The sequence below is a fragment of the Paraburkholderia sp. BR10936 genome (genome assembly GCF_040965735.1).
GTDB lineage: Bacteria > Pseudomonadota > Gammaproteobacteria > Burkholderiales > Burkholderiaceae > Paraburkholderia > Paraburkholderia nodosa_A.
The window spans coordinates 417782-435687 of the sequence record NZ_JBFRCM010000003.1 but is presented as its reverse complement, the minus strand read 5'-3'; the positions used below and the strand labels follow the sequence as shown (position 1 = coordinate 435687).

Sequence of the window (17906 nt, the reverse complement as noted above, 5' to 3'; positions counted from 1 at the left end):
GCATGACCGCGATTCACGACACCGTCGCGCCGCCGCCCTCGCCTTGCATCAACATCTGCCGCATGGATGAGCGCAGCGGCTTGTGCGAGGGCTGCCTGCGCACCATCGACGAGATTGCGAACTGGTCCACGCTCGACGACGAGGCCAAGCGCGCCGTCTGGGACGCGATCGAGACGCGGCACGCTCAATGGGTCGCGAAGCGCTTCGCGTCGCAAGGAGAACAACAATGAACGCGCCCGCCCGCGTCGTCACGGTCGGCGAGACGTTCCGCTCGACGCTTCAGCTCACACCCGAATCGGTGAAATCATTCGGACTGCTCGTGAACGACCTGAACCCGCTGCATCACGACGAAGCCTACGCGGCGCAAAGCCGCTTTGGCGGCCTGATCGCATCGGGCACGCAACCCACGGCGCATTTCATGGCGCTGCTCGCCACGCACTACTCGCAGTACGCGCAACCGCTCGGGCTCGAATTCGACATGAAGCTCAAGCGCGCCGCACACGCGAACGACACGATCACGTTCGAGTGGCGCGTGGACGAAGCGTGGTGGAAGCCGAGCCTGAACGGCGATCTCGTGAAGCTCGTGGGCGAGGCCGTGAACCAGAAGGGCGAAACGCTCGTGGTGGGGCGCGCGACGATCCTCGTCATGCCGAAGGCCGAGCACGCACCGGCATGAGCGCCGCGCCCGCCCTCCCTGAATCGATCCGCGTCTTCGAGCGCGGCTGGCTGTCGTCGAACAACGTGCTGCTCGTCGACGAGGCGCGTGCCGCACTCGTCGATACCGGCTACGCCACGCACGCCGAACAGACGCTCGCGCTCGTGCGCCAGGCGCTCGGCCCGCGCGCGCTCGACCTTATCGTCAACACGCATCTGCACTCCGACCATTGCGGCGGCAACGCGCGACTGCAGGCGCAATGGCCCTGCGCGACGCTGATCCCCGCGCCGAGCGCGACGATTGTGCGCGACTGGGACGAAGCGCGTTTGAGCTTTCTCGCCACCGGGCAGACCTGCGACCGATTCGCGTTCACAGGCACGCTCGCGGCAGGCGAACGGCTCACGCTAGGCGGCTTCGACTGGGAAGTGATCGGCGCGCCGGGGCACGACCCCGACTCGGTGATGCTCTATGCAGCCGGACCGCGCCTGCTCATCAGCGCCGATGCGCTCTGGGAGCATGGCTTCGGTGTGATCTTTCCCGAGCTTGAGGGCGAAAGCGGGTTCGCCGAGCAGCACGCGGTGCTCGAAGCCATCGCGAAGCTCGACGTGCGCGTGGTGATTCCGGGCCACGGCAAGCCGTTCACAAACGTCGAGGCGGCGCTGGAGCGCGCGTTCTCGCGCCTCGCCTGGCTGCGCGCCGACCCTGCCCGCAACGCGAAGAACGCGCTCAAGGTGCTGATCGTCTTCAAGCTGCTGGAAGTGCGCGCGATGACCTTCGACTCGCTACTGGCGATGCTGGAAAACGCCGCCTCCCTGCGCGCCGCGGCGCAACAACTCGGCCCGCGCAGCGCGTGGCCCGGGCTGCTGCGCGAGCTGGCCGGGGAGCTGGCGAAGAGCGGCGCCCTGGTCATAAACGGCGAACGCTTCGAAGCACCGGCGGCAGCGGTCTAGCCGCGCCGCAGGACAAACGCTGGGAAAGCGCAAAAAAAAACGCTCGTCCGATTTCGGACGAGCGGTGGAATTAGCTCTGACGTGATCAAACTGTCGAGGTCATCATACTCGCGCCGGAATTCCCGAAGCATCGGTGATTTCCCTACAGATCACCTACGAGCGCAGGCCTGGCGCGTCCTCGCAGGATTCATTCATCTGGAATCCGAATCAATCTCACTGCCCGAGCTTGAGCCGCACGAGTTCGAACAGATGCGAACACAGGTAAAGTCCGAGCCCGATCGCGCCGCCGATCACCGTGCCGTTCACGCGGATTTTCTGCAGATCCTTGCCGATTTTCAACTCGATGAGCCGGGCGGTCTCGCGCGTGTCCCAATTCTTCACGGTGTCGCGAATGTGGTGCGTAAGGTAGCGAGCAAAGTCGGGCGCCATGGCGCGCGCGGCGTCTTCGAGATGGCCGTTGAGCGAGGCGCGCAGGTCGGCGTCGGCGGCGAGCGTCTCGCCTAGCCACTGGCCAGTGGCGGCGACCTTCGCGTGCAGCGCCGAATCTTCGCGCTCCAGATCGTCGCGCAGCCACGCACGCAGGCTGTCCCACAGCGCGCGCGTGTAATCGTTGAGCGCGCCGCCCTCGCTCAGGCTCGCCTTCAGCTCCTCGCCCTTTCGCAGGAACGCCGGATCGCTCTTGAGCTTCACGATCAGCTTTTCCACGACTTCGTCGAACTTCTGGCGCAGACGATGTTCGCGATCCTCGCTCACCTGCAGCAGCAGCCGGTTCACGGCGCTTTCCACCACGCGCGCGCCGCTCTCGCCGATCCACTCGCTCGGCAGAAACTTCTCGGTCGTCGGATAGTCGCTCTTGAGCCAGTCGACGATGGCCGACGCGACGAACGCGCGCGTGCCCTCGTCGCGCAACAGGATGGCGAACTGCTCGAGCATCTGGTCGAGCAGCTCCTGGTGGCGGCCATCCCGGGTGAGGGTGTCGAGAATCGCGCCCGCCGACTTCGCGAAGTCGACGCGCGCGAGCGCCGCGTGCAGGCTGTCGCGGATGAAGCTCTGGATGCGCGCGTCATCGGTTAGGCCGAGCACGCCCGACATCATGCGTACCGCGTAGTCGCCCAGGCGCTGCGCATTCTGCGGCGCGGTGAGCCAGCTGGAGAGCCGCGCCACGGGATCGTGACGCCGGATCAGCCCGACGAGCGAACCCACGTCGAGAAACTTGTCGCGCACGAAGGCGGCGAGTTCGTCGGCGATGCGCTCCTTGTTGCGCGGAATCACGCCCGTATGCGCCGAAACGAACGGAATCGGGACGCGCCGGAACAGCGCGACCACCGCGAACCAGTCGGCGAGGCCGCCGACCATGGCCGCTTCGCTCACGGACTTGACGCCATCCGTCACGACGCCTGGCGGGAAAAAGAGTGCCGTGCCGGCGAACACGAGCGCCGCAACCAGCAGAAAGGCCAGCGCCTGGCGCTTGGCGCGCGTGAGTTCGGCTTCGTCCCGTGGGGCGTGCGAAGGCGTCATGAGGAGCAGGGAGTCGCGGGTTCGAATCGCAACATTATGCTGCCCGCGCGCCAACCGCCGCATGCCGAAGCGCCGCGCCAGCGCGGCGCGCTCGCGACGCCTCAGGCCGAACGCGTGTCCCGCCGTTGCGGCACGATCCGCCAGCCGAGGTTCACGCCCGCCGCCGCGACGAGGATGAGCGCGGCGCCCACCACCTGGATCCACGCGAGACGCTGGCCGAACGCGAACCAGTCGACGAGGATCGCGACCACCGGGTAGATGAACGAGAGCGCGCCCGTCATCGCCGTGGGCAGCTTCTGGATCGCGCCGTAGAGCAGCACGTACATGATGCCCGTGTGCACGATGCCGAGCGTGACGAGCTGCGCCCAGTGCAGCGGCGTGGCCGGCAGCGTGCCGTAGTGGATGAACGGCGCGAGCGCGAGCGCGCCGAATGCGAGCTGCACGAGCGCGATGAGGTGCGGCGGCGTGCCCTTGAGATGGCGCGTGATGATCGACGAGATCGCGTAGAGAAACGCCGCGCCCGCCGCGCAGGCCACGCCCTGCAGATACTCGCCGGGCACGGCGAGCACGGCAGGCTGCACCTCGACCACGCACACGAGGCCGAGGAAGGCCACCGCCAGCCACGCCACCGTCGAAGCGCTCACGCGCTCGCGCAGAATGACCACGCCGAGACCGACGAGCATGAACGGCTGCGTGTTGTAGACGGCCGTGGCCATGGAGATCGAAGCACGCGAATAGGCGGCGAACAGCAGCACCCAGTTCGCAACGATGGCAGCGCCTCCCAGGACGGCAAGCGCGAGCGTGCGTGGCGGCAGGTGCTTGCGGCGCAACAGGCCGAGCGCGGCGCACACGAGCGTGAGGGTCGCGCCGCCCAGCACGCAGCGCAAGAAGGCGATGTTGATCGGGGCCTGGCGCGAGGCGACCACGAGCCAGCCGATGGTGCCGGACATCAGCATCGCGACGACCATCTCGGCGGCGCCGCGGCGAATTTCAGGGGTGGTGGAAGACATGAGCTTGCATCCTCGTTGTGGCGGACGAAAGGCGCGCGGCCCTTCGCATCTGCAAGTCAGTTTATCGGCTGCAGGGCGAGGAATACATGGCTAAACTTAGGCGATAGGCAACCCTTGCCTTCGATTGAAAGGCCAACCTGGCGGAGCACCCGCGCAATCATGAACCGACGCCCGAACCCAACGCCCACCGCCGCCCCGCTCGACGACATCGACCGCATGCTGCTCGCGGCGCTGGCCGAGGACGCCCGCGCGAGCGTCGCCGAACTGGCCAAGCACGTGGGGCTGTCGGCGCCTAGCACGTCCGAGCGGCTGCGCCGGCTCGAAGCGCAAGGCGTGATTGGCGGCTATACGGTGCAGATCGATCCGCGCGCGCTCGGCTACACCTTGCAGGCCATCGTGCGCGTGAAGCCGCTGCCCGGACAATTGCATCTGGTGGAAGAGGTGCTGCGGCGCATTCCCGAATTCGTCGAGTGCGACAAGGTCACGGGCGACGACTGCTTCATCGCCCGGCTGTATCTGCATTCGATCGAACAGCTCGACGAGATTCTCGCGAAAGTCACCGAGCGCGCCGAGACCAGCACGGCCATCGTCAAGTCCACCCCGGTGCCGCGCCGCCTGCCGCCGCTGCGTTGAAGCCGAGGCGCGGCAGCCCGTCAGCGCTCCGTGGTCTCGAAGAAGGCCAGCATCTCCTCGACCAGCGCCTCGCTCGCCTCCTCGGGAATGTAATGGCCGCACGGCAGCGAGCGCCCGCTCACGTCGCGCGCCACCTTGCGCCATTCGGCGAGCGGGTCGAAACAACGCTCGATCACGCCTTCCGCGCCCCACAGCACGCGTAGCGGGCACGCCACCTTGTTGCCGCGCTCGAGGTCGGCGCGGTCGTGCTCGAGGTCGATGGTTGCCGAGGCGCGGTAGTCCTCGCACATCGCATGCACGGCGCCCGGCTGGCGCAGCGCAGCGCGGTAGGCGCCCAGTGCCTTCGGCGCGAAGGGCGCGAGACCCGCGTGACGGCTGCCCATGACGCGCTCGATATAGACGTCGGGGTTCGCTTCGATCAATGTTTCCGGCAGCGGCGCGGGCTGGATCAGGAAGAACCAGTGGAAGTAGAGCGTGGCGAACTCGCGGTCGGTCTGCTCGTACATGGCGAGCGTGGGCGCGATATCGAGCAGCATCAGCCGCTCGACGGCGTCGGCGTGGTCGAGCGCCATGCGGTGCGCCACGCGCGCGCCGCGGTCGTGCGCGCATACGAGAAAACGCTCGTGGCCGAAGTGGCGCATGGCTTCGACCTGATCGGCCGCCATCGCGCGTTTCGAATAGGCGGCGTGCGTGTCGTCGCTGGCCGGTTTCGAGGAGGCGCCATAGCCGCGCAGATCCGTCGCGATGACGGTGAAGTGCTGCGCGAGCGCGGAAGCGCACCGGTGCCAGATCATGTGCGTCTGCGGATGGCCGTGCAGCAGCAATAGCGGCGGTCCATCGCCGCCCTTCACGCCGCAGATGTCTACGCCGCCCGCAGTGCGAACGGTGAAAGGCTGGAATCCGTCGAAAGGCATGGGGCTAGTCTCTTGTGTTTGTTGGTCTGCGGTCATTGTATGAGGCGAGCGCGGCTCGAAAATGTGCTTTTGAGCCCATTGCGGTAGAAACCGAACACTCCCTCGAATACCGCACGAGGGATCCGCACGCGCGATGCCCGAACGACCCCACGCCTATAATCGAACGGCCGATTTCGCGCCCCGCCGTCTATCGAAGCGCCGCAAGGAGACCTCCCCATGGCACTGCCCGCCGTCCTGCAAAACCTCTCGCTGCCCGTCGTGGGCTCGCCGATGTTCATCGTCAGCTATCCGGAGCTCGTGCTCGCGCAGTGCAAGGCGGGCATCGTCGGCTCGTTTCCGGCGCTCAACGCGCGCCCCGCCGAAGAGCTGGGTGTCTGGCTCACGCAGATCCGGGAGGGGCTCACCGCTTACAAGAACGCGAACCCCGAGGCCGTCATCGGGCCGATCGCCGTCAACCAGATCGTGCATCAGTCGAATGCGCGGCTCGAGCACGACGTGCGCGTCTGCGTCGAGCACCACGTGCCGATCTTCATCACGAGTCTGCGCGCGCCGCCGCGCGAGCTGCTCGACGCCGTGCACAGCTACGGCGGCATCGTGCTGCACGACGTCATCAACCTGCGCCACGCCGCCAAGGCGCTCGAAGCGGGCGTAGACGGCCTGATCCTCGTGGCAGCGGGCGCGGGCGGCCATGCGGGTACGACCTCGCCGTTCGCGCTCGTGGGCGAAGTACGGCGCATCTTCGACGGCCCGATCGTGCTGTCGGGCGCGATCGCCAACGGCGGCTCGATCCTCGCCGCCCAGGCCATGGGCGCGGACCTCGCCTACATGGGAACGCGCTTCATCGCGACCAAAGAAGCGCACGCCGTGGACGACTACAAGCACGCCATTCTCGAAGCAAAGGCCGCGGACATCGTCTACACGAACCTCTTCACGGGCGTGCACGGCAACTACATCCGCGAGAGCATCGTGAACGCCGGGCTCGATCCGGATGCGCTGCCCGAGTCGGACAAGTCGAAGATGGATTTCGGCGCGGGCACCTCGAAGGCAAAGGCCTGGAAAGACGTGTGGGGTGCGGGCCAGGCGGTGGGCCTGATGGACGACGTGCCCTCGGTGGCGGATCTCGTGGCGCGCCTGAAGCACGAGTACGAGGCGACGAAGGCGCGGCTGGGCGTGGGCCGCTGAGCGCGAGGCGCGCCCGGTTTCAGCGCCGGGTAGACGCAACACGGGCGACGTCGGCATTGAGCGCCGCCGCGCGGATCGCCTCGACGCCCGGCCAAAGCTCGCGCTCAGAAAAGCGCGCGGCCAGGAAATCGACGAACGAGCGCACCTTCGCCGACAGATGGCGGCGGCTCGCGTACACGGCGTAGATCGGCAGCTCGCGCGGCGGCAGTGCGTCGACGAGCAGCGGCACGAGGCGCCCTTCGGCGATATCGTCGCCCACCACCTCGGTGCCGAGCATCGACAGCCCGCCGCCTTGCAGCACCACCACACGCAGCGCTTCCAGGTGATTGACGATGAGGTTGCCGCCCGGCTTGGGCTTCACGCCGCCCGCGCCCTCCGCGAACGGCGCGAGTTCCTGGGCCGATGCCCCCGCGTACTGGACGAAGTTGTGCCGCGCGAGATCGGCCACGCTTTTCGGCGCGCCCGTGGCGGCGCAGATACTCGGGCGAGGCGCACAGCACGATGTGCGCGGTGGCGAGCGGCCGCGCGATCAGCGAAGAAGACTTGAGCCCCGACGGCGCGGCGCGGATCGCCACGTCGAAGCCCTCGTCGATCAGCTCGACCACGCGGTCGGACAGCGTGATGTCGACCGTCACCTGAGGAAATCCGGCGGCGTAGTCGGCGACCGCGCCCATCACATGACGCAGCCCGAATGCCGTGAGCGACGACACGCGCAGCCGCCCCTGCGGCACCACGCTCGCCGCGCCCACGGCCTGGCCGGCCTCGTCGAGTTCGGTTAGCGCCTGGGCCACGCGCTCGTAGTATTCGCGCCCCGCCTCGGTGGGCGCGACGCGGCGCGTGGTGCGGTTCAACAGCCGCGCGCCGAGCTGCTGCTCCAGATGCATCACATGCTTGCTCGCCATCGCGGCGGACATGTTCAAGCGCTCGGCCGCCGCGACGAAGCTGCCCGCCTCCACCACCTGGCGGAACACTTTCATGCTGACGAGGGTATCCATTGCGCGACCTTCAACTCGAACATCAAAGAATGGGAATCAATCGGCGATATTTTCCTCGTTTTATCAAATGCGAGTGTTGAAACGCGCAGGCGCGCTTCCTATGTGAGGCGGCCAGAAAGCAAAAAACCCCGCGCTGCAAATAGCGCGGGGTTTTCGCGTCGAACGCCGGCCTTGAAGGCTGCACCGCTTAGAACTTCGCGCGCATGCCCACGCCGTAGGTCTGGCCGCTCGACATGTTGTCGAAGTGGTCGTACATGTACGCGGCGTAGACGTCGGTGCGCTTGGAAAGCGGGTAGTCGTAGCCGATCGCCGCCGTCTGGCGCGTCTGGTTCAGGCCGCCGCCGTCGCGCGAGTACGCATACGACGCCATCACCGTGCCCGGGCCGGCCGGGACCGTCACGCCACCCTGGGCGGTGTTGACGTGCCAGCTGCCCACCTGCTGCCAGTTCGCCGTGTACATGTACTGGCCGAAGAACTTCACGTACTTGAGGTCGTAAGAAAGACCGACCTGCGCCACGCCCTGGCTCTTCAGGCCGATGATGGTCGTGTCGCCGCTCACGATGCTGCCGATGTCGCCCGGCGTGTTGTTGAAGTTCACGTACTGGTAGACCGCCGTAGCCGCGAACGGGCCGTGGAAGTACAGACCCTGCACGCTCCACTTCTTCGAGCCGTTCTGGCCGGCCTGGTTGCCGAACGCATACATGGCCGAACCCGAAAGGCCGTTGAAGTTAGGCGTCGAGTACTGCACGGCGTTGTTCCAGCCCGAGTCGCCCACCACGCCCTGATCGGTCGTGTAGGTCGGGAACGTCGAGAGGCCGAGGTACACGTGGTACACCATCGGCGAGAAGGTGTACGAATCGATGAACGGGTTGAAGAGAATCGTCGAGACGAACAGCTGCGTCGTCAGGCGCCCCGCCGTGACCGTGCCGTACGGCGATTCGAGGCCGACGTACGCATTGCGCGCGAAGAACGTGTCGCCCGCGAAGCGGCCGTACTGACCGTTCTGCGCGCGGAAGAAACTTTCCAGTGTGAAGATCGCCTTGAAGCCGCCGCCCAGATCTTCCGATCCCTTCATGCCCCAGTACGACGTGGACATGCCCCCGCCGCTCACGTTCCAGGCGGTCTGGCCGCCCGGAAATTTCGTCGCCCCGACCCACTCGTCGACCTGGCCGTAGAGCTGGACGCTCGACTGCGCAAACGCCGACGACGACGCGGCGGCAAGAACAGCGGCGAGCGCGCTCGCCTTCAGGGTAGTGCGCAGCGCTCGGCTGACCGTTGTATTCATGGGTTCTCCAGTCTTTGTCAAAAAAGGGTGTCGGGCGGCTGAGGCGCTCGCGCAAGGCTTTGTTTTTTCGTCGTTCGCAGACGTGGCCGTTCTGGGCGGATCCATCTTTGCGGACCATTTTTATGGTCAAAAATAAACGGTGTTATTGCCGGTATATCGGGCGGATTAGTTTGCCGCCGATAGCACCCGGTTTGCCGCTGTCGACTCTGCTTTGCGCTGCGCTGCGTCACGGTTAATCGCAGGCTGCCGCGCCGCGCCCAGTGGGGCGCTGCCGCGCGTGCGTGGCTGCGAATGACGCGCCGCCAAAACGAAAGCGAGATTTGAGACGAAAGGGTTCTGCGTGACGAGAGATTTCCAAAAAAGTGTGGTATCCGCGCGTCAGTTTTCGCGGCGTGGACGAACGCAACCTGTTTTGGACGTGTTTCGGCGGCGCTAACAGGTCAATGCCTGAAGCGAATCCTGAGGAGAGTCAAACGAAGACAGCGGGATAAAGCGTGCGGAGGGAAGAAAGCAAAAGCGCGCGGCGTGGCACCGCTCAATTACGGTAGGGCGAAGGCATGGGCGGACGCGGGACCTCGCCGCCGTTGCGCGTGAAGGGCCGGTAGGTACCGCCGCGCTCCTCGTTGTAGCGCGCGACGTCTTCGCGGATCGAGCCCGCGCGCACCGGCGACTCGGGCGGCGGATGCGGCACCTGGCGCGATTCCGCGCTCACGGGCGTGATGGGATTGCCGCGATAGCCACCGTAGCCGCCGAACGGCGTGCCGTAGCTGTAATCGCGATGCGGGGCCGGCTGCTGAACCTGGCCTTGCCACTGGTTCGGCGAGCGGTTACCGCCGCGCTCGTACCGGCCGCCCTGGTCGGCCACGCGCATGGGCGAAGCGGCACCTGTGTAAGCGGCGGGGCCACGGCCGCGTTCAGGGGCGCCGTGGTAGCCGCTGCCCCACGCCATGCCGCCGCCGCGCGGCGCGGGCATCGATTGCATGGCGGGCCTCGTGGGCATGGAAGGGGCGCGCGCGAAGCCGCCGCCCCCGCCGTGCCCTGGAAAACCGGGCTGAGCATGGGCGAGCGCAACGAAGGCCGCAAATCCGGCCCCCAAGACCCACTGTCCGAGTTTTGACAACCCTGCCTGCATTGTGACGTTTCACCTGCCCGACGTTCGCGCCTGGCACCCGCCGCTCGGGCCATGGCGGGCCAGTCCCGGGACGCTCGCCGCGCTGGCGCGTAACGATTGCCGCCACAACGGTCGCGGCGTCCCATTGACGGTAATTTATGGGCGTGCTGTATGGGTGTCGAGCCAAAAGATGTTATGCCGCCCGAAGGGTTGTAACACCATGTTACTGCTGGGTTTTCTGCCTTCGGGCAAGCCCTGGGAAGGCCGCCAGGCACGGTTCTCCGCGCAAGTCTGGGAACGGTTCGTTTATGGTTGATAGACGTCTGAAGATCTGAAGAATGCGCGGAGTCCTGACGGCTTTTGCGGCCCGGGAACGCCCCTCGCACGTCGATAAGGAATCCGGCATAAAGGTGGGATCGATGCCGGCGATACATGCGCATCCGTCATTAATCGATGCTTCAAATGAATTTGCTTTTTCAATCGGCTTGCGCCGACAATAGACGATCCGATTCACCCGTTGCACGCACATCGATCTGCGCGCAGCCAGGCGCCCAGGCGCGCACTTGAGATTGTCCGATGGCACGTCCGAAATTCCTGCCCGATAACTTCACCCTTTGCCTCGTCGGCACGGTGATTCTCGCGAGCCTGTTCCCCGTGCACGGCCAGGCCGCCACCGGTTTCAACTGGCTGACCAATGTGGCGGTCGGCCTGTTGTTCTTCCTGCACGGCGCCAAGCTCTCACGTGAGGCGATCATCGCCGGCGCGACGCACTGGCGGCTGCACATCGTCGTGCTGCTCAGCACCTTCGTGCTCTTTCCGGCGCTGGGCCTGGCTCTCAAGCCCGTGCTTTCGCCGCTCGTCACCCCGGCGCTCTACGCGGGCGTGCTGTTCCTCTGCACGCTGCCCTCCACGGTGCAGTCGTCCATCGCGTTCACCTCGATCGCGCGCGGCAACGTGCCCGCCGCCGTGTGCAGCGCTTCGGCGTCGAGCCTGATCGGCATCTTCGTCACGCCCGCGCTCGTGAGCCTGCTCGTCACGAACCAGAGCGCGAGCGGCGGCTCGGCCTGGCACACCGTGTGGAACATCGTGCTGCAACTGCTCGTGCCGTTCGTGGCGGGCCAACTGCTGCGCCCGGTGATCGGCCGCTGGATCGAACGCAACAAGGGCGTGCTCAAGTTCGTCGATCAGGGCTCGATCCTGCTCGTGGTGTTCGGCGCGTTTTCCGAGGCCGTGAACGAAGGGCTCTGGCATCACCTTCCGCTCACCGCGCTCGGCGGCCTGCTCGTGGTGAACGCCGTGCTGCTCGCGCTCGCGCTCGGCATCACGATGTTCACGAGCAAGAAGCTCGGCTTCTCGCGCGCGGACCAGATCACCATCATTTTCTGCGGCTCGAAGAAGAGCCTCGCGGCCGGCGTACCGATGGCGAAGGTCATCTTCGCCTCGAACGCCGTGGGTGCGGTCGTGCTGCCGCTCATGCTGTTCCACCAGATCCAGCTCATGGTGTGCGCGGCGCTCGCCCAGCGCTGGGGCGCCCGCGACATGAGCGCCGAGCGCGCCGCCAGCGCGGGCGACGAATCGCGCGCCGGCGCGAACGAGCGCACGGCTACTGCTGCGCGCCGTTAATCGGCATCAAGTACGTCACCCGGGGCGGCGAGAGGCCGCCGCCCCGCTGCAGCAAACGCCGTGGCTAGCGCCCGGCATTTCACCCTCCCCCGCCAGCCCCCTTCCCGCGTCACATGCCCAAAGACTGGGCTTCGCGGCGCTGTCACCAAAATTTCATTTAATTCATCCGATCATATGCCGTTAAGTTCATCGTCTTCGCCCGTTCCGGCCTGTCCATGTCTGCTCCCGCGCCACTCCTGCACGCGGCGCCCGGCGTCGGGGCGCTGATCGCCCAGCGCCAGCTGCGCGCCGTCTTCCAGCCCATCGTCGATTTCGAGGGTGGCGCGATCCTCGGCTATGAAGGCCTCATTCGCGGGCCGACCGGCTCGCCGCTCGAAACGCCCGCCGCCCTCTTCGCGCGCGCCGGCGACGAACAGTGCACCGCCTCGCTCGAACGCGCCGCCGCCCGCACCTGCATCGAAACGTTCGCGAAACTCGACTGCCCCGGCAAGCTGTTCCTCAATTTCAGCGCCGACGCGCTGCGCCAGCTGACCGCCGACGGCGACGCCGCACTCGCCCTCTTCGACGGCCCGATCGACCCCACGCGCGTCGTGATCGAGCTCACCGAGCAAAGCGCCATCCACGACCTGCGCAACTTTTCGGCCGTCGTCGAGACGCTGCGCGCGGCCGGCGCCCAGTTCGCGCTCGACGACTACGGCACGGCCAACGCCAGCCTCAACCTCTGGGTGCAGCTGCAGCCCGATGTCGTGAAGATCGACCGCTTCTTCATCCACGACATCGCCAACGACGCGCTCAAGTTCGAAGCCGTGCGCGCCGTCCAGCATTTCGCGCAGGCGAGCGGCACGCGGCTCGTGGCGGAAGGCATCGAGAACGCGGCCGACCTGATCGTGCTGCGCGACATGGGCATCGACTGCGGCCAGGGCTTTTTCTTCGGCCGCCCCAACGTGGAGCCGCTGCGCGTGCTCGCCCGCGAAGCGCGCGAGGCGATTCGCGCGGATCATATCGCCGTGTTCCCCGAGGCCACGCGCAGCGCCGCCACGCAGCCCGCGGGTGGCGGCGCGCCGGCCAGCAAGATGCTCGTGCGCGCGCCCGCGCTGCCGCGCGAGGCGACCAACAACGACGTGCTCGAACTGTTCAACGGTCAACCCGACCTGCACGCAGTGGCCGTGGTGGCAGACGAGGCGCCCGTCGCGCTCATCAACCGGCGCGCGTTCATGGACCGCTATGCGCTGCCGTATCACCGCGAGCTGTTCGGCAAGAAGGCCTGCCTGCAATTCGCCAACGCGCAGCCGGTGGTGATCGAGCAATCGATGACGGTCGAGCAGATGGCGACGCTGCTCGTCAGCGACGACCAGCGCTATCTCGCCGATGGTTTCGTCATCACCGATAACGGCCGGTACGCCGGGCTCGGCACCGGCGAGAGCCTCGTGCGAGCCGTGACGGAGGTGCGCATCCAGGCGGCGCGCTACGCCAATCCGCTCACCTTCCTGCCGGGCAATATTCCCATCAGTTCGCATATCGAGCGGCTGCTGTCGCACGACGCGGGCTTTCACGCGTGCTACGTCGACCTGAACCAGTTCAAGCCCTTCAACGATCAGTACGGCTACTGGCAGGGCGACGAGGTGCTGAAGTTCGCGGCGACGGTGCTCGCCGACGCCTGCGACCCCACGCGCGACTTCCTCGGCCACGTGGGCGGCGACGACTTCCTGATCCTGTTCCAGAGCGAGACGTGGCGCGAGCGCGCGCGCCAGGCGATCGAAACGTTCAACGAGGGCGCGCAGCGCTTCTACGCGCCGGGCGACCGCCTCGCGGGCGGCATTCACGGCGAGGATCGCCACGGCAACGCCACCTTCTTCACCTTCGTGACGATGGCGATCGGCTGCGTGCACGTGGCACCGGGCGAAGGTGCGCAGCACAGCAGCGACGCCATCGCCTCGCTCGCGGCGCTCGCCAAGCGCCGCGCGAAACAGGAAGCGAGCGGCCTCGTCGTGATCGACGGCAACGCGAGCGCCAACCTCGTGCCCATGCTCAGTTCGGCATCAGGCGGAACCGCCGGTACAGCATAGCGACCTGAGCCTCCCCTGCGGCAGCCCGCAACATCAACGGGCCGGCCGCGCGGCTCGTGCCGCGCGCCGGCCCGTTTTGCTTGCGTTGCTTGACTGCTGCGCAGTCGCTAGATCGTCCCCATCAAGACCAGCACGACCACCACGACGACGATGATGCCGAGCGTGCCTGAAGGCGCATAGCCCCACGAGCGGCTATACGGCCACGCCGGGAACGCGCCAATGAGCAGCAGGATCAGAATGACCAGAAGCAGGGTGCCGAGCATGAGGCCTCCGAAAGTCGAATGTTGGCATCCGCCTTTCCGCAACCGTCGTGCCCGCACGTGTTTAGCTAATTTTACTAAACACTAATGTTTGCGTTTATTTCATTGTTTACTGGTATTTACCTGGAATTCGAGACGTCGATTTGGGTTTTTCGAACAGATTTTTACTATACAATCGCCGCACACCTGACCACACCCGGAACGCTCACCGCGCCACCGCTAGCCAGGAATCATGGGGACAACCATTCGCGACGTCGCGCAGGCCGCCAACGTGTCGATCGGCACGGTGTCGCGCGCGTTGAAAAATCAGCCGGGCCTCTCCGAGGCCACGCGCGAGCGCATCGTCGAGATCGCGCGCACGCTCGGCTATGACTGCGCGCAACTGCGTCCGCGCATTCGCCGGCTCACCTTCCTGCTCCACCGCCAGCACAACAACTTCGCGGCCAGCCCGTTCTTCTCGCACGTGCTGCACGGCGTGGAAGACGCGTGCCGCGAACACGGCATCGTGCCCGCGCTGCTCACCGCCGGCCCCGCCGACGACACCGTCCAGCAGTTGCGCCTGCACGCGCCCGACGCCATCGCCGTGGCGGGCTTCGTCGAACCGGAAATGCTCGCCGCGCTCGTCGCGCTGCAACGCCCGCTCGTGCTGATCGATCTGTGGGCGGCGGGTCTGCGCTCGGTGAACATCGACAATGCGGCGGGCGCCGCGCTCGCCATGCAGCATCTGTTCGAGCTGGGACGGCGGCGCATTGCGTTCATCGGCGGCTCGCTCGCGCACTACAGCATCGCGCAGCGCGCGCTCGGCTACCGGCGCGCGTTCTTCGAGGCGGGCCTGTTGTTCGACCCGTCGCTCGAAACGACGATCGACGGCGGCCTCGATCCCGACACGGGCGCGTCGCTCGCCATGCAACGCTTGATCGACACGGCGCGCGCCGCATCGCGCCCGCCGCCCGACGCGCTTTTCGCCTACAACGACGCCGCCGCGCTCGCTGCCATGCGTGTGTGCCTCGCCAATGGCCTGCGCGTGCCCGAGGACATCGCCATCATCGGTTTCGACGATATCGCGGGCGCCACGCACGCCACGCCGCCGCTTTCGACGATCGCCGTCGACAAGGAAGCACTCGGGCGGCGCGGCGTCGAACTGCTGCTCGAAGAAACGCCTGCCGCGAGCGAAATCCGTTTGCCGGTGCAGCTCGTCGCGCGTGCGAGCACGCTGGGTGCGGCGTCATCGAATCTCGTTGCCGCGCAGGCCGTCCACCACACTGTAGGCGCGCCGCAAAGCGCCTGACGCGCGCCGTCGAAAACACGCTGAACACACACGAAATACGCTGAAGCCACGTCCAGGACAGAAGAGAAAGCCATGACGATGACCGCCGACACCGCCACCCCCGCCACCGCAAACCCCGTCGCCGTACCGGGCGTCGCGAGCTTTCGCGACCGCGGCTTCCTGCTCGGCCACGTGCAGGACACGCTGCGCTTTTACGCGCCGAACGTGCTCGATCCCTCGGGCGGCTTCTTCCACTACTTCCGCGACGACGGCTCGATCTACAACGCGCACTCGCGGCACCTCGTGAGCAGCTGCCGGTACGTCTTCAACTACGCGATGGCGTATCGCGAGTTCGGCGATCCGCAGCACCTCGAATACGCGCGCCACGGCCTGCAGTTCCTGCGCGAGGGCCACTGGGACCCGCATCTGCAGGGCTACGACTGGGAGATCGACTGGCGCGACGGCAAGAAGCGCGTGCTCGACGCCACGCGCCACTGCTACGGCCTCGCGTTCGTACTGCTCGCTTACGCGCATGCGGCGATGGCCGGCATCGAGGAAGCGCGGCCGATGATCGGCGCGACCTTCGATCTGATGGAACACCGCTTCTGGGACGGCGCGGCGGGCCTCTACGCCGACGAGGCGAGCGCCGACTGGATCGTCTCGGGCTATCGCGGCCAGAACGCCAACATGCACACGACCGAGGCGCTGCTCGCGGCCTACGAAGCGACGGGCCATCTCGTCTATCTCGACCGCGCCGAGCGCGTCGCCTCGAACATCACGCTGCGCCAGGCGAAGCTCTCGCAAGGGCTCGTGTGGGAGCACTTTCACGCGGACTGGTCGGTGGACTGGCACTACAACGAGGAAGACAGCTCGAACATCTTCCGCCCGTGGGGCTTCCAGCCGGGCCATCAAACGGAGTGGGCGAAGCTGCTCTTGCTGCTCGAACGGCACCGGCCGCTGCCCTGGCTGCTGCCGCGCGCGATCGAACTGTTCGACGCCGCCATGGCGCACGCCTGGGACAACGATCACGGCGGCCTCTACTACGGCTTCGGCCCGGATGGCACCGTGTGCGATCACGACAAGTACTTCTGGGTGCAGGCGGAAACCTTCGCCACGGCGGCGCTGCTCGGCAAGCGCACCGGCAACGAGCGATTCTGGGACTGGTACGACGAAATCTGGCGCTACAGCTGGGCGAATTTCGTCGATCATCGTTACGGTGCGTGGTATCGCATCCTCACCTGCGACAACCGTAAGTACAGTGACGAGAAGAGTCCCGCCGGCAAGACCGACTATCACACGATGGGCGCGTGCTACGAAGCGCTGAACGCGCTGCCCGGACGCGGCATGGCGCCGGTCATCGGCCGCGAGGAAGCGACCGCCGCCGACGCCGGTGGCGCGAACGCATGACGGGCACGAGCGGCCAGAACTAGAGAGAGGAACACGACGATGAGCACCTGCAGCACCGGCCCGGACTTTTCGTCCGGCTTCCCGGCCTTCATCTCGGCCGGCGACATTCTCACCGATCTCGTGCGCACTCCCGCGCCCGAGGGCACGCCGCACACGTCGCAGCCCGGCGCACCGGGCATGGACTCGCACTGGCGCGCGCATCCTGGCGGCGCGGGCTGGAACGTCGCGCGCGCGGTCGCGCGCCTCGGGCTGCCCACGGCGAGCGTGGGGGCGCTCGGCGTCGACAACTTCTCGGACGAGCTCTGGAACGCAAGCGTGGCCGCCGGTCTCGACATGCGTTTCATGCAGCGCGTGGAGCGCGCGCCGCTGCTCGCGATCGTGCATCAGACGCATCCGCCCGCGTACTACTTCATCGGCGAGCACAGCGCCGACCTCGCCTTCGATCCCGCGAAGCTGCCCGAAGGCTGGCGCGCGCATGCGAAGTGGGCGCACTTCGGCTGCATCAGCCTCGTGCGGCAGCCGCTCGGCGAAACGCTCGCCACGCTCGCCGCCGAGCTGCGCGCGGCCGGCGTGAAGATCAGCTTCGATCCGAACTACCGCAACCTCATGGCGCACGGCTACGAGCCGATCCTTCGCCGCATGGCCGCGCTCGCCGATCTCATCAAGGTCTCCGACGAAGACCTGCGCATGCTGTTCGCCGGCAAGAGCGAGGCCGACGCCATCGACGCCGTGCGCGCGCTCAATCCGGCCGCCACGCTGCTCGTCACGCGCGGCGCGCAGGCGGCCACGCTCTATGTGGGCACCGAGGTGATCGAGGCGGCGCCGCCGCGCGTCGAAGTGGCCGATACGGTGGGTGCCGGCGACGCGTCCATCGGCGGACTGCTGTTCAGCCTCATGAGCGCGCCGCAGCGCAACTGGCGCCAGCATCTCGCCTTCGCGCTCGCCGCGGGCGCGGCCGCGTGCCGCCGGCCCGGCGCGCATTCGCCGACGCTCGACGAAGTCGTCGCGCTGCTCGCCGACTGAAGGCGCC

Annotated in this window: 16 protein-coding genes and 1 pseudogene; 10 read left to right on the top strand and 7 right to left on the bottom strand. The window is 66.9% G+C overall.

Features of this window, described 5'->3' with window-relative positions; translation table 11 throughout:
* Positions 1–2: 2 nt before the first annotated feature.
* The 3 genes from AB4Y36_RS08510 to AB4Y36_RS08500 are packed head-to-tail and all read left to right on the top strand — an operon-like array spanning position 3 to position 1605.
* The gene (locus tag AB4Y36_RS08510; RefSeq protein WP_368682738.1) at positions 3–230 is read left to right on the top strand and encodes a DUF1289 domain-containing protein; all 228 of its coding nucleotides are present in this window, start codon (positions 3–5) and stop codon (positions 228–230) included.
* On the top strand, positions 227–676 hold the full coding sequence (locus AB4Y36_RS08505) for a MaoC family dehydratase (RefSeq protein WP_368606336.1): 450 nt from the start codon (positions 227–229) through the stop codon (positions 674–676). Before AB4Y36_RS08510 ends, AB4Y36_RS08505 begins: the two co-directional genes overlap by 4 nt.
* On the top strand, positions 673–1605 hold the full coding sequence (locus AB4Y36_RS08500) for an MBL fold metallo-hydrolase (RefSeq protein ID WP_368682737.1): 933 nt from the start codon (positions 673–675) through the stop codon (positions 1603–1605). The genes AB4Y36_RS08505 and AB4Y36_RS08500 overlap by 4 nt, the downstream gene beginning before the upstream one ends.
* Before the next feature lie 213 nt (positions 1606–1818).
* Here the strand turns inward: AB4Y36_RS08500 and AB4Y36_RS08495 are convergent, their stop codons facing one another.
* Both AB4Y36_RS08495 and AB4Y36_RS08490 read right to left on the bottom strand, forming a co-directional pair.
* The gene (locus tag AB4Y36_RS08495) at positions 1819–3123 is read right to left on the bottom strand and encodes a DUF445 domain-containing protein (protein WP_342949581.1); all 1305 of its coding nucleotides are present in this window, start codon (positions 3121–3123) and stop codon (positions 1819–1821) included.
* 101 nt (positions 3124–3224) lie between these two features.
* Positions 3225–4133, bottom strand: a complete 909-nt coding sequence (locus AB4Y36_RS08490) for a DMT family transporter (protein WP_368682736.1) — start codon at positions 4131–4133, stop codon at positions 3225–3227.
* Positions 4134–4292: 159 nt separating this feature from the next.
* Here AB4Y36_RS08490 and AB4Y36_RS08485 point away from each other — a divergent pair, with 159 nt between their 5' ends.
* A complete protein-coding gene (locus AB4Y36_RS08485) occupies positions 4293–4766 on the top strand; it encodes an Lrp/AsnC family transcriptional regulator (RefSeq protein WP_368606334.1) in 474 nt (157 codons plus the stop codon).
* Positions 4767–4786: 20 nt separating this feature from the next.
* On the opposite strand, the gene AB4Y36_RS08480 is transcribed toward AB4Y36_RS08485, so the two are convergent.
* On the bottom strand, positions 4787–5680 hold the full coding sequence (locus tag AB4Y36_RS08480; RefSeq protein ID WP_069265155.1) for an alpha/beta fold hydrolase: 894 nt from the start codon (positions 5678–5680) through the stop codon (positions 4787–4789).
* A 216-nt stretch (positions 5681–5896) separates the two neighbouring features.
* On the opposite strand from AB4Y36_RS08480, the gene AB4Y36_RS08475 reads away from it, so the two are divergent.
* On the top strand, positions 5897–6862 hold the full coding sequence (locus tag AB4Y36_RS08475; protein ID WP_368682735.1) for an NAD(P)H-dependent flavin oxidoreductase: 966 nt from the start codon (positions 5897–5899) through the stop codon (positions 6860–6862).
* A gap of 19 nt (positions 6863–6881) precedes the next feature.
* Here the strand turns inward: AB4Y36_RS08475 and AB4Y36_RS08470 are convergent.
* The 3 genes and pseudogenes from AB4Y36_RS08470 to AB4Y36_RS08460 all read right to left on the bottom strand — a co-directional run bounded on the left by AB4Y36_RS08470 (position 6882) and on the right by AB4Y36_RS08460 (position 10124).
* Positions 6882–7857: pseudogene (locus tag AB4Y36_RS08470) on the bottom strand (LysR family transcriptional regulator).
* Positions 7858–8044: 187 nt separating this feature from the next.
* Positions 8045–9142 carry a porin gene (locus AB4Y36_RS08465; RefSeq protein ID WP_368606330.1) on the bottom strand — a complete coding sequence of 366 codons (1098 nt, stop codon included), beginning with the start codon at positions 9140–9142 and terminating at the stop codon, positions 8045–8047.
* A 535-nt stretch (positions 9143–9677) separates the two neighbouring features.
* Positions 9678–10124, bottom strand: a complete 447-nt coding sequence (locus AB4Y36_RS08460) for a hypothetical protein (protein ID WP_069265159.1) — start codon at positions 10122–10124, stop codon at positions 9678–9680.
* A gap of 705 nt (positions 10125–10829) precedes the next feature.
* Between AB4Y36_RS08460 and AB4Y36_RS08455 the strand changes: the two genes are divergently transcribed.
* Both AB4Y36_RS08455 and AB4Y36_RS08450 read left to right on the top strand, forming a co-directional pair.
* Positions 10830–11876 carry a bile acid:sodium symporter family protein gene (locus AB4Y36_RS08455; protein WP_368682734.1) on the top strand — a complete coding sequence of 349 codons (1047 nt, stop codon included), beginning with the start codon at positions 10830–10832 and terminating at the stop codon, positions 11874–11876.
* Between the two features lie 215 nt (positions 11877–12091).
* Positions 12092–13942 carry an EAL domain-containing protein gene (locus tag AB4Y36_RS08450; RefSeq protein ID WP_368682733.1) on the top strand — a complete coding sequence of 617 codons (1851 nt, stop codon included), beginning with the start codon at positions 12092–12094 and terminating at the stop codon, positions 13940–13942.
* Between the two features lie 107 nt (positions 13943–14049).
* On the opposite strand, the gene AB4Y36_RS08445 is transcribed toward AB4Y36_RS08450, so the two are convergent.
* The gene (locus tag AB4Y36_RS08445) at positions 14050–14205 is read right to left on the bottom strand and encodes a DUF3309 family protein (protein WP_069265162.1); all 156 of its coding nucleotides are present in this window, start codon (positions 14203–14205) and stop codon (positions 14050–14052) included.
* 229 nt (positions 14206–14434) lie between these two features.
* On the opposite strand from AB4Y36_RS08445, the gene AB4Y36_RS08440 reads away from it, so the two are divergent.
* From AB4Y36_RS08440 to AB4Y36_RS08430, 3 genes are all read left to right on the top strand, one after another.
* Positions 14435–15490 carry a LacI family DNA-binding transcriptional regulator gene (locus tag AB4Y36_RS08440; RefSeq protein WP_368682732.1) on the top strand — a complete coding sequence of 352 codons (1056 nt, stop codon included), beginning with the start codon at positions 14435–14437 and terminating at the stop codon, positions 15488–15490.
* Positions 15491–15568: 78 nt separating this feature from the next.
* Entirely contained in the window at positions 15569–16876 is a 1308-nt protein-coding gene (locus AB4Y36_RS08435) for an AGE family epimerase/isomerase (protein WP_141710687.1), read from the top strand.
* Positions 16877–16915: 39 nt separating this feature from the next.
* A complete protein-coding gene (locus AB4Y36_RS08430; RefSeq protein ID WP_069265165.1) occupies positions 16916–17899 on the top strand; it encodes a carbohydrate kinase in 984 nt (327 codons plus the stop codon).
* Positions 17900–17906 lie beyond the last annotated feature (7 nt).